Here is a 12,335-nt window from a genome sequence, read left to right on the forward strand (position 1 = left end):
CACAATTCATTTTTTTCTGTAAAAAATCACCTAAAGCGGGACATTGAACCTCGGCCGGGAGCGGTGACGCACCCGGATCGACCTGCTTGACGATCTCGCCCGGCGAGGCGTGGCGAATTCGTCCGGTGCGAGACGCGGCGAATTCGTCCGATGCGACGCACGGCAAATCCGTCCGATGCGACGCACGGCAAATCCGTCCGGTGCAATGTGTGGCGAATCCGTCCAGCGTGAGGCGCGGCGAATTCGTCCGGTGCGACGCGCGGCGGATGAGAAGCCGGCTCGGCCGCGACGGGAGAGGCCCGGGGCGCCGCTCAGATGCGGCACGCGAAGATGGCGGTGACCAGGATGGCCTTGGCGCCGATCTCCCAGAGCTGGTCCATCACCTGCTGGTGTCCCTTGCGCGGCACCATGGCGCGGACCGCGACCCAGCCCTCCCGGTGCAGCGGGGAGACCGTGGGACCCTCCATGCCGGGGGTGAGGGCGATGGCCTCCTCGATCCGCTCGGCCCGGATGTCGTAGTCCATCATCACGTAGTCACGGGCCATCAGCACGCCCTGGAGGCGGCGCACGAGCTGCTGGAGGCCATGGGTCTCCACGCCGCCGATCCGCTTGATCAGCACGCCCTCGGAGTGGGCGATCGGCTCGCCGAACACCTCGAGGCCGATGTTGCGCAGCGTGGTGCCGGTCTCCACGACATCGGCCACGGCGTCGGCCACGCCCAGTCGGATGGCGGTCTCGACCGCACCGTCCAGCTTGATCACCCGAGCCTCGACGTCCTGCTCGGCGAGATACGCCTCCAGCAGGCCCGCGTAGGAGGTCGCGATGCGCTTGCCCTTGAGGTCGGCGACGGAGACGAACTCGCCGGGGTTGGCGGCGAAGCGGAAGGTGGACCTGCCGAAGCCGAGCGGGAAGAGCTCCTCGACCTGCGCCCCGGAGTCGTGGAGCATGTCACGGCCGGTGATCCCGGCGTCCAGGGTGCCCTCGCCGACATAGACGGCGATGTCCTTGGGACGCAGGAAGAACAGCTCGCAGGAGTTCTCGGGGTCGACGACCACGAGCTCCTTGGTGTCCTTGCGCGCGCGGTATCCGGCTTCCTTCAGTATCGTCTGGGCGGCCTCGGTGAGGGCGCCCTTGTTCGGGACGGCAAGACGCAGCATGGCGGGTTCCTTACGTATGGAGTGGTCTACGAGGCCGTGAGCCGGGCGCACCGGTTCACAGATGCTTGTAGACCTCGTCCAGCCCGATCCCCTTAGCGATCATGAGAACCTGCACGTGGTAGAGGAGCTGGGAGATCTCCTCCGCGGCCCGGTCGTTCGACTCGTGCTCGGCCGCCATCCAGCTCTCGGCGGCCTCCTCCACGACCTTCTTGCCGATGGCATGGACACCCGCGTCCAGCGCCGCCACGGTGCCCGAGCCCTCGGGCCGGGTGCGCGCCTTGTCTGCCAGCTCGGTGTACAGCTCTTCGAAGGTCTTCATGGTCTCTCTCGCCATCGTCGGATGTGCTCGTCAAGCGTATCCGCCCATCGGCCTTCGCGTGCGGTCGTCCACACCGTGGGACACGAAACGGTCACACGAAAAATCACTCGGTCCGATCTCCGCCCCGGAGTGGGCATCGGGAAGATCCACCGCTTTGGGCACGGGCTTCTGCGAGTCAACGCGGATTTGACTGGAATGTGTCAGGAAGCGATGACCCCTTGATGGCGGATCTCACCTTAAAGCTCATCTGAGCTGGGTGAACGAAAGAATACCTCTTTACATGCCCATGACTATGACTGTACGTTGTCGAGGAATCACTCTGTGTTTCCAAGTAACGGAGGTGAGGCATGCCGGACAGCGGCACCGAACAGAAACCCGCCCCGACGGCGGCGTTCGGGAGCGAGGTATCCACGGGTGCGGCCGCCACGGCCGCCGCGGGCGGTACGGGCGAGACGAACGAACGGCCGACCACGGCCGGTCGGACGACCACCGAAGCCGGGGCCAGGGCCGAGGCCGGGGCCGGGGTCACCGGCCACGAACCGCCCAGGAGCGATCAGGATCTCGACACCAGCCCACTCAGCCTGCGGTTCGGGGAGGAGTAGACCATGAGGCTGCACTTCCGCAACCGCTACACCCACACGCTGTGGGTCGCGACCATGTCCTACGACCCCGGCGGCTGCGGCGGTCACGGCGACTGGCGCTGCCGAGGCTGGTGGGGCATCAATCCGGGTGGAGAGGCATACGTGCTCGACACCGGCAACCGGTACGCCGCGTTCTACGCCGAAGCCAGTAACGGAGTCATCTGGACCGGGAGCTACGGCCCGATACCCGTCACCCAGGCCGCCTTCGACCACTGCCTCGACGCCCCCGGGCAGAGACGCGTCGGCGCACACCTGGTCGACCTGAACAACTACGCCAACTACTACGTGAACCTCGTCGCCTGACGAGGAGTCCCCCGCGGCACTCGCGCCGCCACAGCCCTGGCGATCCTTGGTTGCCGGCGACCAGGGGTCGTCAGTCTCGATCCTCGGACATGAGCCCGGGGTCGTCAGACCGGCTTACGGGCCTCGATGAGAAATCGCGTCGTATGGACGACGAAAGGACCCTCGGCCTGGATCCGGTCGTGAAGGGTCCTGAGTTCGAGGCGATACCGGTCGACGGTGAACCCGGGGACGATCCAGATCACCTTCCGCAGGAAATAGATCACAGCGCCGACGTCGTGGAACACGGCGCGCAAAGACTCCAGCCGAAGGTCGATCACCTCGAGACCGGCGGCCTTCGCCTCCGCCCTGGCACGTTCGGGGTCTCGGCCCGAGCCGGGCGGCTGCGGCCCCAGAAAGAACTCCGTCAGCTCTCCGACGCTCGCCGGGCCGACCTGCTGGGAGAAATACGCTCCCCCCGGCTGCAGCACCCGGGCGATCTCCTTCCACCAGGTGGTCACCGGGTGGCGGCTGATCACCAGATCGAAGACGCCGTCGCCGAACGGAAGCCTCGGCTCGTCGTCGTCGGCGACGACCACGACCCCGCGCGGGCGCAGCCGGGCGGTGGCGAGCGCGATGTTCGGTGGCCACGACTCCGTGGCGACCGTCAAGGCGGGAAGCCGCGGAAGACCGGCGAGCAGTTCCCCGCCCCCGGTCTGGATGTCGAGCGCCGCGAGGGCGTGCGCCATCCGCTCACCGACGAGCCGTGAGTAACCCCACGACGGACGCTCCTCCGTCGCCCGGCCGTCCAGCCAGGAGAAATCCCAGCCTTCGACCGATACGGACTCGGCCTCGGCGACCAGTTCCTCGAACGTTCGCGTTTCCATGATCAGAGGCTGGCAGTCTCCTCGCCTGCCGTCCAACGATTTTCTCCTCGCGCCCGGCCGCCCTCGGGGACGAGCCCGGCCTCCGGGCCCCGCGATCGGCCCGTGGGAGAGGAGCGTTCACCCGTGGCCGAATCCCGAGCACCGGTCCGGGACGGGGAGCCCTCACCTGCGACCGGCCCCCGGACCTCGAACCCGTCGTTTTCTCCTGGGAGGCGCCTCCCAGGAGAAAACGACGAGGGGCCGGCGCGGCAGTCGCCGCGCCGGCCCCTCAGGGTCGCTTCAGGAAATGATCAGTGACCGTAGTGTCCGCCGCGCGGGGCGCCGCCGCGGTTGTCCGGACGGCCCTCGGCACGGAACTCGCCGCCGCGGCCTCCGCCACTCGGCCGGTCGGCGCGGAACGGCTGACGGTCGCCCGCCGGACGCTCCGAACGGTAGCCACCGCCGGTGGGACGGTCGGAGCGGTAGCCGCCACCGCTCGGCCGGTCGGCGCGGAACGGCTGACGGTCGCCCGCCGGACGGTCCGAACGGTAGCCGCCGCCGGTGGGACGGTCGCCCGCCGGACGGTCGGAGCGGTAGCCGCCACCGGCGGGACGGTCGGAGCGGTAGCCCTCGCCACCCCCGCGGTTGTCGTCGGCGGAACGCTCACGAGGCTGGTAGCCCTCGCCACCACCGTGACCGGGACGGTCACGGAACCGGCGCGGGCCACGGCCGCCACCGCCGCCGAAGCCCTCGCGGCGCTGACGCTGCTTGGTCGCCGGAGCCGAGGGCTCCCAGACCGGGATCGGCTCGCCGCTGGGACGGCGCGCACCGGCGGTCTCCTCCAGGCGCGGGTGGCCCGGGGTCGCCTTGAGGCGGAACGGCTTGATGCCGGCGCGACGGGTCATCGCATCGGTGGAGCGACGCTCGTTGGGAAGCACCAGCGTCATGACGGTGCCCTTCTCACCCGCCCGAGCGGTACGGCCACCACGGTGCAGGTAGCTCTTGTGGTCCTGCGGCGGGTCGACGTGCAGCACGAGGCTGATGTTGTCGACGTGGATGCCGCGGGCCGCGACGTCGGTGCAGACCAGAACGTTGATCGCACCTTCCTTGAACTCGGCCAGGATGCGGGTGCGCTGGTTCTGGCGCTTGCCGCCGTGCAGGCCGCCGGCCTTGATGCCGACCTGGGCGAGCTGCTTGCAGAGGCGGTCGACGCCGTGCTGGGTGCGCACGAAAATGATCGTCCGGCCCTCGCGGTTGGCGATCTCGGCGGTCACCGGGAACTTGTCGTCGCGGTGCACCTCGAGCAGGTGGTGCTCCATGGTGTCCACCGACGACGTCGCCGGGGACATCGAGTGGGTCACCGGGTTGGTGAGGAAGCGCCGGACGAGCTTGTCGACGTCACCGTCGAGGGTGGCCGAGAACAGCAGGCGCTGGCTGTCGGACGGGGTCTGCTGGAGGATCGCGCTGACGACCGGGAAGAATCCGAGGTCGCACATGTGGTCGGCCTCGTCCAGGACGGTCACCCGGACCTCGTCCAGCGTGCACTCGCCCTGCTGGATCAGGTCGGTGAGGCGGCCCGGCGTGGCCACGACGACCTCGACGCCACGACGCAGGGCCTCGATCTGGCGGCCCATGGACATGCCGCCGACGACGGTCTTCATCCGCAGGGACAGACCGCGGCCGAGGGGCTCGAGCGCGTCGGTGACCTGCATGGCCAGCTCGCGGGTCGGCACCAGGATGATGGCCAGCGGGTGCCCCGGGCGGGCCTTGGAGCCGGAGATGCGGGTCATCATGGGCAGGCCGAAGGCCAGCGTCTTGCCGGAACCGGTCTGGCCGCGGCCGAGGACGTCGCTTCCAGCGAGGATGTCGGGGATCGTGGCCCGCTGGATGGGGAAGGGACTGTCGATGCCCTGGCGGGAAAGCCCGGTCACCAGAGGCTTCGGCAGGCCGAGGAGCGTGAACTCCGACGGACCGGCGGGGATCTCGGAGATCTCGGTGATTTCGGGCAGGGCAGCGTCAAGCATGGTCACGAAGACTCGTGCCTTTCGATAGAAGTACGGGGCACGTCACTTCTGCGAAAGGACGAGCCTGGAACGTGTGGCCTGAGGCCACACTTGATCAACACCCACTTGGGGGCGGTAGTGCGGTGCAAGTCGAGGCGCACCGCACGGGGCGGGTCTAGCTTACCCGCACGCAGTCAAACCACGATCAAGCATACCCGGCGTTCGCAGTGCCAGGTTCGGTCGGGGCGTCCACGATGAGGTGGACGCTTGTCCGTCGAGTGGAGTCAACACTCCGTGCCGGGCTTTTCTTCCCGGCAGGGGGAATCCTCTCACATAATTCGCTACGGCTCGCACCCGAGAGCGCGAGCCGTAGCGGGAAGTGCGACTCAGACGTTGAATCCGAGCATGCGGAGCTGCTCGCGACCCTCATCGGTGATCTTGTCCGGGCCCCACGGCGGAAGCCAGACCCAGTTGATCTTCACATCGGAGACCATGCCGTCCAGGGCCGTGTGCGCCTGGTCCTCGATGACGTCGGTCAGCGGGCAGGCCGCGCTGGTCAGCGTCATGTCGATGGTGGCGATCGGCGGGGTTCCGGGCTCGGCGGCGTCGAGGTTGACCCCGTAGATCAGACCCAGGTCGACCACGTTGATGCCCAGCTCGGGGTCCACGACGTCCTTGAGGGCCTCCATGATCTCGTCAAGGGAGGTGTCCCCGTCATACGCCGTCGTCGGCGTCTCAACAGCCTTGCTCATTTCGAACTCCTAACGACCGCGTCCTTGTAGGCCATCCACGCCAGTAGTGCGCACTTCACCCGGGCGGGGAACTTGGCGACCCCGGCGAACGCCACGGCGTCCCCGAGCACGTCCTCGTCCGCCTCCACCTTGCCCCTGCCCTGCATGAGCCGGGTGAACTCATCCACCACGGTGAACGTCTCGTCCACGGTCGAGCCGGTGGCCAGCTCGTGCAGGACGGAGGCGGCGGCCTGGCTGATCGAACAGCCCTGGCCGTCGTAGGAGACGTCCTCGACCTTGCCGCCGTCGCCCAGTTTCACACGCATGGTGATCTCGTCGCCGCACGTCGGGTTCACGTGGTGAACCTCGGCGTCGTACGGGTCTCTGAGACCTCGCCCCTGGGGATGCTTGTAATGTTCCAGGATCAACTCCTGGTACATGGACTCGGCGATCATATGGTCATGCTCACCTTCTCGTTCGCTGCACCGTATGCCCGTGCGTCGCCGGTCACCCGGGCGGGCCCGGCCGGCTTGTTGTCCGCTCGCCGGCTCGACTGCTCCGGCATGACTAGGCGAACACCTTCCGCACGTGATGGAGGCCGCGGACCAGGGCGTCGATCTCGGCCGGAGTGTTGTACAGGTAAAGGGACGCCCGCGTGGTGGCGGGAATCCCGAACCTCAGGTGGAGCGGACGAGCGCAGTGATGCCCCACCCGCACGGCCACGCCGAAGTTGTCATCCAGGATCTGCCCGACGTCGTGCGGGTGAATCCCCTCAAGAGTGAATGAAACAGTCGCGCCACGCTGTTCGAGATCCTGTGGGCCGATCACCTTCAGGCCGGGGATCTCCCCCAGCGCGCCGAGCGTGTAAGCGGTGAGCTCACGCTCGTGATGGGCGACGGCGTCCATCCCGATCTCGGACAGGTAGTCCACCGCGGCACCGAGGCCGATGGCCTCGACGATCGGCGGGGTGCCCGCCTCGAACTTGTGCGGCGCGGGCGCGTAGGTCGAGTGGTCCATCCAGACCGCCTCGATCATCTCGCCGCCGCCCAGGAACGGGGGCATGGCCTCCAATAGCTCACCGCGGCCCCACAGCACGCCGACCCCCGAGGGGCCGACGACCTTGTGCCCGGTGAAGGCCAGGAAGTCGACGCCCAGCGCGGCCACGTCCACCTGCTGGTGGGGCACCGACTGCGAGGCGTCGAGCATCATCAGCGCGCCGACCTCGCGGACCCTGGCGAGCACCTGGGCGACCGGGTTGACCGTGCCGAGCACGTTCGACTGGTGCACGATCGACACGATCTTCGTGCGCTCGTTGACCAGGTCTTCCAGGTTCGACAGGTCCAGGCGGCCCTCGTCGGTGACGGAGAACCATCTCAGCGTCACACCGGTGCGCTGCGCGAGCATCTGCCACGGCACGATGTTGGAGTGGTGCTCCATCTCGGAGATGACGATCTCGTCGCCGGGGGCGAGCCGGAAACGGGGGTCCTCGGTGATGGGGTTGCCGAAGGCGTAGGCCACCAGGTTGAGCGCCTCGGAGGCGTTCTTGGTGAAGATGACCTCGTCGCGGCTCGGCGCGCCGATGAAGGCGGCGATCTTGTCGCGGGCGGTCTCGTACGCCTCGGTGGACTCGGCGCCCAGCACGTGCATGGCACGGCCGACGTTGCTGTAGTGCATGGCCAGGTGGTCGCGCATGACCTCGATCACCTGGGTGGGCTTCTGTGCGGAGTTTCCCGAGTCAAGGTAGACCAGCGGCCTGCCGCCGGGCAGCTCGCGGGAGAGGACAGGGAAGTCCTTCCTGATCCTCTCCACGTCAAAGCCTGTGCTCATTACGCAGATGCCTTCGTGTAGGCCTCGTAACCCTCGGCCTCGAGCTTGTCGGCGAGCTCCGGTCCGCCCTGCTCCACGATGCGTCCCGCGGCGAAGACGTGGACGAAGTCCGGCTTCACGTAGCGCAGGATGCGGGTGTAGTGGGTGATGAGCAGCACGCCGGTCTCGCCGGAGGAGCGGAAGCGGTTGATGCCTTCGGAAACCACGCGCAGCGCGTCGACGTCCAGGCCGGAGTCGGTCTCGTCGAGGACCGCGATCTTCGGCTTGAGCAGTTCGAGCTGGAGGATCTCGTGGCGCTTCTTCTCGCCGCCGGAGAACCCCTCGTTCAGGTTGCGCTGGGCGAAGGCGGCGTCGATGGACAGGGCGTCCATGCCGGTCTTCAGGTCCTTGGCGAACTGGCGGAGCTTGGGAGCCTCGCCGCGCACGGAGGTGACCGCGGTGCGCAGGAAGTTGGAGACGCTGACGCCGGGGACCTCCACCGGGTACTGCATGGCGAGGAACAGGCCCGCGCGGGCGCGCTCGTCGACCGTCATCTCCAGCAGGTCGGCACCGTCCAGCAGGACCTGACCACCGGTGATGGTGTATTTCGGGTGACCGGCGATCGCGTAGGCGAGCGTGGACTTACCCGAGCCGTTGGGGCCCATGATGGCGTGGGTCTCGCCGGCCTTCACGGTCAGGTTGACACCGCGCAGGATTTCCTTGTCTCCGACGGCGACGTGCAGGTCACGGATCTCAAGGGTGGACCCCGAGGGGACTCGGCTCACATCAGACACTGTTATGACTCCTTCGAAAGCGAGACGAGGACGTCATCGCCGTCGATCTTCACTCGGTATACGGGAACGGGCTTGATGGCGGGCGGGCCGGTGGGCTTGCCCGAGCGGAGGTCGAAACACGAGCCGTGCAGCCAGCACTCCAGGCTGTCCTCGTAGACCTCGCCCTCGCTGAGCTTCACCTCGGCGTGGGAGCACACGTCGTGCAGGGCGAAGACCTCCTCGCCCCGGCGGACCAGGGCGACAGGGGTCTCCCCCACCTCCAGGCCGATCACGCCTTCGTCGGGGATGTCGGCCAGCTTGCAGACCTTCTCGAACGTCACTTTTCGAGCTCCGCCTCAACCTTGGCGAGCACCCGCTCACGGAGTTCGGGAAGCTCGATCTTCTCCAGGAGCTGCGCGAAGAAGCCCCGGATGACCAGGCGGCGCGCGTCCTCGAACGCGATGCCGCGGGCCTGGAGATAAAAGATGTGCTCGTCGTCCAGGCGTCCGGAGGCGCTGGCGTGACCGGCTCCGGCGACCTCACCGGTGAGGATCTCCAGGTTCGGCACCGAGTCGGCGCGGGCGCCGTCGGTGAGCAGCAGGTTGCGGTTGAGCTCGTAGGTGTCGGTGCCCTCGGCCTCGACCCGGATGATCACGTCGCCGATCCACACCGCGTGGGCGTCCTGCCCCTGCAGCGCGCCCTTGTAGGCGACGTTGCTCTTGCAGTTCGGCTGGGAGTGGTCCACCAGCAGGCGGTGCTCCAGGTGCTGCCCGGCGTCCACGTAGTAGAGGCCGGTCAGCTCGGCGTCGCCGCCGGGACCGGTGTAGGAGACCGACGGCGAGAGCCGTACCAGGTCGCCGCCGAGGGTCACCACGAAGCTGCGGAAGGTCGCGTCCTTGGCGAGCTGGGCGTGGTGGTGGGAGACGTGCACGGCGTCGTCGGCCCAGTCCTGCAGGCTGACGACCTTGAGCGTGGCGCCCTCGCCCACGACGAACTCGACGTTGTCGGCGTAGACCGCGCTGCCCTGGTGGTCCAGGACGACCACGGCCTCGGCCATCGGCTCGAGCTTGACGATCGTGTGGCCGTAGGCGTGGCCCTCGCCGGATCCGGTGAAGGTGATCACGGTCGGCTTGGAGGCGACGACCTCGCGCCCCACCGCGATCACGGTGGCCTTCTCGAAGGAGGTGTAGGCCTGGGCGCTGACCCGGTCGGCGGGCACGTACGCCTTGCCGATCCGCTGGTCGTCGCGGCCCACGGTCTCCACCGTGACCTCGGGGGCGGCGTCCACGTGGACGGCCACGCTCCCGGAGGTCGCGGCACCGCTGTGCAGACCCTTGAGGCGGGAGAGCGGGGTGAACCGCCACTCCTCTTCGCGCCCGGTCGGGACCGCGAAGTCCTCCACGTCGTACGAGGATTTCTCGTGGAGTGTCGACAAAGGCTTGGTTTCGAGACCCATCAGCCGACGGCCCCTTCCATCTGCAGCTCGATCAGGCGGTTCAGCTCAAGGGCGTACTCCATCGGGAGCTCACGCGCGATCGGCTCGACGAAGCCGCGCACGATCATCGCCATCGCCTCGTCCTCGCCCAGACCGCGGCTCATCAGGTAGAAGAGCTGGTCGTCGGAGACCTTGGAGACCGTGGCCTCGTGCCCCATGGAGACGTCGTCCTCACGCACGTCCACGTAGGGATAGGTGTCGGAGCGGCTGATCTGGTCGACCAGCAGCGCGTCGCACTTGACGGTGCTGGCGCTGCCGTGCGCGCCCTCCTCGATCTGGACCAGACCGCGGTAGGAGGCGCGGCCGCCGCCGCGGGCCACGGACTTGGAGATGACGCTGGAGCTGGTGTGCGGCGCGAGGTGCACCATCTTGGAGCCGGCGTCCTGGTGCTGGCCCTCGCCCGCGAAGGCGACGCTCAGCGTCTCACCCTTGGCGTACTCGCCCATGAGGTAGATGGCCGGGTACTTCATGGTGACCTTGGAGCCGATGTTGCCGTCGACCCACTCCATGGTCGCGTGCTCGTAGGCCACGGCGCGCTTGGTGACCAGGTTGTAGACGTTGTTCGACCAGTTCTGGATGGTCGTGTAACGGCAGCGGGCGCCCTTCTTCACGATGATCTCCACGACGGCGCTGTGCAGCGAGTCGGAGGAGTAGATCGGCGCGGTACAGCCCTCGACGTAGTGGACGTAGGAGTTCTCGTCCACGATGATCAGGGTCCGCTCGAACTGGCCCATGTTCTCGGTGTTGATCCGGAAGTAGGCCTGGAGCGGGATCTCCACGGTGACGTTCGGCGGCACGTAGATGAAGCTGCCGCCGCTCCACGTGGCCGTGTTCAGCGCGGCGAACTTGTTGTCGCCGACCGGGATCACGGTGCCGAAGTACTCCTTGAAGAGCTCCTCGTGCTCCTTGAGGGCGGTGTCGGTGTCGACGAAGATGACACCCTTGTCCTCGAGGTCCTTCTGGATCTGGTGGTAGACGACCTCGGACTCGTACTGGGCGGCGACGCCGGCGACCAGGCGCTGCTTCTCCGCCTCCGGGATGCCGAGCTTGTCATAGGTGTTCTTGATGTCGTCGGGCAGCTCTTCCCAGGAAGCGGCCTGCTTCTCGGTGGAGCGCACAAAGTATTTGATGTTGTCGAAATCAATGCCGCTGAGGTCGGAACCCCAGTTGGGCATGGGCTTCTTGCCGAACAGGCGAAGGCCCTTCAGCCGAAGGTCCAGCATCCACTCCGGCTCGTTCTTGAGGGCGGAGATGTTGCGGACGACCTCCTCGGACAAACCACGACGGGCTGTGGAACCAGCGGCGTCCGAGTCGGCCCAGCCGAACTTATAATTCCCGAGGCCTTCCAGCTCCGGGCGGTCGGTGATAGTCACCTTCCGGTCTCCTTACTCAAATTATCGATCGTTTCGTGGATTGCCGACGACTGCGCCGGCCCGGATGCCCTCGAGCTCGTCTCGCGCTCTTCCGCACTGTGCTCGGTCGTTCTGCGGGGGCTCACGTGAGTGGTGCACACACCGTCGCCGTGGGCGATGGTCGCGAGCCGCTGCACGGTGGTGCCGAGGATCTGCGCGAACGCCTCCGTCTCGGCCTCACAGAGCTGCGGGAACTCCGCGGCCACATGCGCCACCGGGCAGTGGTGCTGGCACAGCTGCTCGCCGCCGAGACTGGCCTTGCTCGCCGAGGCGGCGTAGCCGTCGGCCGACAGGGCCTCGGCCAGCACGCGCACCCGCTGGTCGACGGGCACCTCGCTCATCTGCGGTCCCAAGCGCTCGACGAGGGCGGACACCTGTGACCGCGCGAACTCGGCCACCGCCTCCTCGCCCACGCGCTCGGCGAGGAAACGCAACGCGCTTCCCGCGAGCCCGTCGTAGGCGTGTTCGAAGGCGCTCCGCCCGGCGTCCGTTATGGCGAACAGCTTCGCCGGCCGCCCGCGTCCGCGCTGGCCACGGGGCCTCGCCGTGCGAACCTCGGTCAGGCCGTCGACGAGCAGCGCGTCCAGGTGGCGGCGGACGGCCGCGGGGGTGAGCCCGAGCCGTTCGCCGAGGGCGGCGGCGGTGATGGGTCCGTGTTCCAGGATGAGCCGGGCGACACGCGCGCGCGTGCTTCGCTCGGCGGACACGCCGGAGAGCCGCACGACGGCGGTCTCCTCGGTGCCTGACATCTCGGTCACGTATTTCACAACATCAGTGTGCCTTAATTACTTCCCGGGTGACAACCGATACCGAGAGCACCGGAGAATGCCGTTTGTCACGCAGGTAAGCCTTA

General features: G+C 67.6%; 14 protein-coding genes. 2 read left to right on the plus strand and 12 right to left on the minus strand.

Annotated elements, in window-relative coordinates; all coding sequences use genetic code 11:
• Nucleotides 1–311: 311 nt before the first annotated feature.
• Both hisG and J2853_RS18675 read right to left on the minus strand, forming a co-directional pair.
• Nucleotides 312–1,157, minus strand: a complete 846-nt coding sequence (gene hisG, locus J2853_RS18670; RefSeq protein WP_307559648.1) for an ATP phosphoribosyltransferase — start codon at nucleotides 1,155–1,157, stop codon at nucleotides 312–314.
• A 55-nt stretch (nucleotides 1,158–1,212) separates the two neighbouring features.
• Entirely contained in the window at nucleotides 1,213–1,476 is a 264-nt protein-coding gene (locus tag J2853_RS18675; RefSeq protein WP_370879289.1) for a phosphoribosyl-ATP diphosphatase, read from the minus strand.
• A 347-nt stretch (nucleotides 1,477–1,823) separates the two neighbouring features.
• On the opposite strand from J2853_RS18675, the gene J2853_RS18680 reads away from it, so the two are divergent.
• Entirely contained in the window at nucleotides 1,824–2,078 is a 255-nt protein-coding gene (locus J2853_RS18680; protein WP_307559652.1) for a hypothetical protein, read from the plus strand.
• A 3-nt stretch (nucleotides 2,079–2,081) separates the two neighbouring features.
• Entirely contained in the window at nucleotides 2,082–2,420 is a 339-nt protein-coding gene (locus J2853_RS18685; protein ID WP_307559653.1) for a DUF1036 domain-containing protein, read from the plus strand.
• Between the two features lie 104 nt (nucleotides 2,421–2,524).
• Here J2853_RS18685 and J2853_RS18690 read toward each other — a convergent pair whose 3' ends face one another.
• The 10 genes from J2853_RS18690 to J2853_RS18735 all read right to left on the minus strand — a co-directional run bounded on the left by J2853_RS18690 (nucleotide 2,525) and on the right by J2853_RS18735 (nucleotide 12,231).
• Complete coding sequence (locus J2853_RS18690; protein ID WP_307559655.1) at nucleotides 2,525–3,283, minus strand: class I SAM-dependent methyltransferase; 759 nt, start codon at nucleotides 3,281–3,283, stop codon at nucleotides 2,525–2,527.
• 290 nt (nucleotides 3,284–3,573) lie between these two features.
• Nucleotides 3,574–5,286 carry a DEAD/DEAH box helicase gene (locus tag J2853_RS18695; RefSeq protein WP_307568725.1) on the minus strand — a complete coding sequence of 571 codons (1,713 nt, stop codon included), beginning with the start codon at nucleotides 5,284–5,286 and terminating at the stop codon, nucleotides 3,574–3,576.
• A gap of 365 nt (nucleotides 5,287–5,651) precedes the next feature.
• On the minus strand, nucleotides 5,652–6,017 hold the full coding sequence (locus tag J2853_RS18700) for a metal-sulfur cluster assembly factor (RefSeq protein WP_307559657.1): 366 nt from the start codon (nucleotides 6,015–6,017) through the stop codon (nucleotides 5,652–5,654).
• Nucleotides 6,014–6,451 carry a Fe-S cluster assembly sulfur transfer protein SufU gene (gene sufU / locus J2853_RS18705; RefSeq protein WP_307559659.1) on the minus strand — a complete coding sequence of 146 codons (438 nt, stop codon included), beginning with the start codon at nucleotides 6,449–6,451 and terminating at the stop codon, nucleotides 6,014–6,016. The genes J2853_RS18700 and sufU overlap by 4 nt, the downstream gene beginning before the upstream one ends.
• 112 nt (nucleotides 6,452–6,563) lie before the next feature.
• Nucleotides 6,564–7,823 carry a cysteine desulfurase gene (locus J2853_RS18710; RefSeq protein WP_307559661.1) on the minus strand — a complete coding sequence of 420 codons (1,260 nt, stop codon included), beginning with the start codon at nucleotides 7,821–7,823 and terminating at the stop codon, nucleotides 6,564–6,566.
• On the minus strand, nucleotides 7,823–8,596 hold the full coding sequence (sufC, locus tag J2853_RS18715) for a Fe-S cluster assembly ATPase SufC (protein WP_307559663.1): 774 nt from the start codon (nucleotides 8,594–8,596) through the stop codon (nucleotides 7,823–7,825). The genes J2853_RS18710 and sufC overlap by 1 nt, the downstream gene beginning before the upstream one ends.
• A 2-nt stretch (nucleotides 8,597–8,598) precedes the next feature.
• On the minus strand, nucleotides 8,599–8,916 hold the full coding sequence (locus J2853_RS18720) for a Rieske (2Fe-2S) protein (protein WP_307559665.1): 318 nt from the start codon (nucleotides 8,914–8,916) through the stop codon (nucleotides 8,599–8,601).
• Nucleotides 8,913–10,031, minus strand: a complete 1,119-nt coding sequence (sufD, locus tag J2853_RS18725; protein ID WP_307559667.1) for a Fe-S cluster assembly protein SufD — start codon at nucleotides 10,029–10,031, stop codon at nucleotides 8,913–8,915. Before sufD ends, J2853_RS18720 begins: the two co-directional genes overlap by 4 nt.
• Entirely contained in the window at nucleotides 10,031–11,443 is a 1,413-nt protein-coding gene (gene sufB, locus J2853_RS18730) for a Fe-S cluster assembly protein SufB (RefSeq protein WP_307559669.1), read from the minus strand. Before sufB ends, sufD begins: the two co-directional genes overlap by 1 nt.
• Nucleotides 11,440–12,231, minus strand: a complete 792-nt coding sequence (locus tag J2853_RS18735; RefSeq protein ID WP_307568726.1) for a helix-turn-helix transcriptional regulator — start codon at nucleotides 12,229–12,231, stop codon at nucleotides 11,440–11,442. The genes sufB and J2853_RS18735 overlap by 4 nt, the downstream gene beginning before the upstream one ends.
• Between the last annotated feature and the right edge of the window lie 104 nt (nucleotides 12,232–12,335).

The organism is Streptosporangium lutulentum, from assembly GCF_030811455.1.
In the GTDB taxonomy this organism is placed as follows: domain Bacteria; phylum Actinomycetota; class Actinomycetes; order Streptosporangiales; family Streptosporangiaceae; genus Streptosporangium; species Streptosporangium lutulentum.

What these genes read in the sequence shown, in the direction of transcription:
- hisG (WP_307559648.1), bottom strand. Translation starts at nt 1,157, where the DNA reads ATGCTGCGTCTTGCCGTCCCGAACAAGGGCGCCCTCACCGAGGCCGCC.
- J2853_RS18675 (WP_370879289.1), bottom strand. Translation starts at nt 1,476, where the DNA reads ATGAAGACCTTCGAAGAGCTGTACACCGAGCTGGCAGACAAGGCGCGC.
- J2853_RS18680 (WP_307559652.1), top strand. Translation starts at nt 1,824, where the DNA reads ATGCCGGACAGCGGCACCGAACAGAAACCCGCCCCGACGGCGGCGTTC.
- J2853_RS18685 (WP_307559653.1), top strand. Translation starts at nt 2,082, where the DNA reads ATGAGGCTGCACTTCCGCAACCGCTACACCCACACGCTGTGGGTCGCG.
- J2853_RS18690 (WP_307559655.1), bottom strand. Translation starts at nt 3,283, where the DNA reads ATGGAAACGCGAACGTTCGAGGAACTGGTCGCCGAGGCCGAGTCCGTA.
- J2853_RS18695 (WP_307568725.1), bottom strand. Translation starts at nt 5,286, where the DNA reads ATGCTTGACGCTGCCCTGCCCGAAATCACCGAGATCTCCGAGATCCCC.
- J2853_RS18700 (WP_307559657.1), bottom strand. Translation starts at nt 6,017, where the DNA reads ATGAGCAAGGCTGTTGAGACGCCGACGACGGCGTATGACGGGGACACC.
- sufU (WP_307559659.1), bottom strand. Translation starts at nt 6,451, where the DNA reads ATGATCGCCGAGTCCATGTACCAGGAGTTGATCCTGGAACATTACAAG.
- J2853_RS18710 (WP_307559661.1), bottom strand. Translation starts at nt 7,823, where the DNA reads ATGAGCACAGGCTTTGACGTGGAGAGGATCAGGAAGGACTTCCCTGTC.
- sufD (WP_307559667.1), bottom strand. Translation starts at nt 10,031, where the DNA reads ATGGGTCTCGAAACCAAGCCTTTGTCGACACTCCACGAGAAATCCTCG.
- J2853_RS18735 (WP_307568726.1), bottom strand. Translation starts at nt 12,231, where the DNA reads ATGTCAGGCACCGAGGAGACCGCCGTCGTGCGGCTCTCCGGCGTGTCC.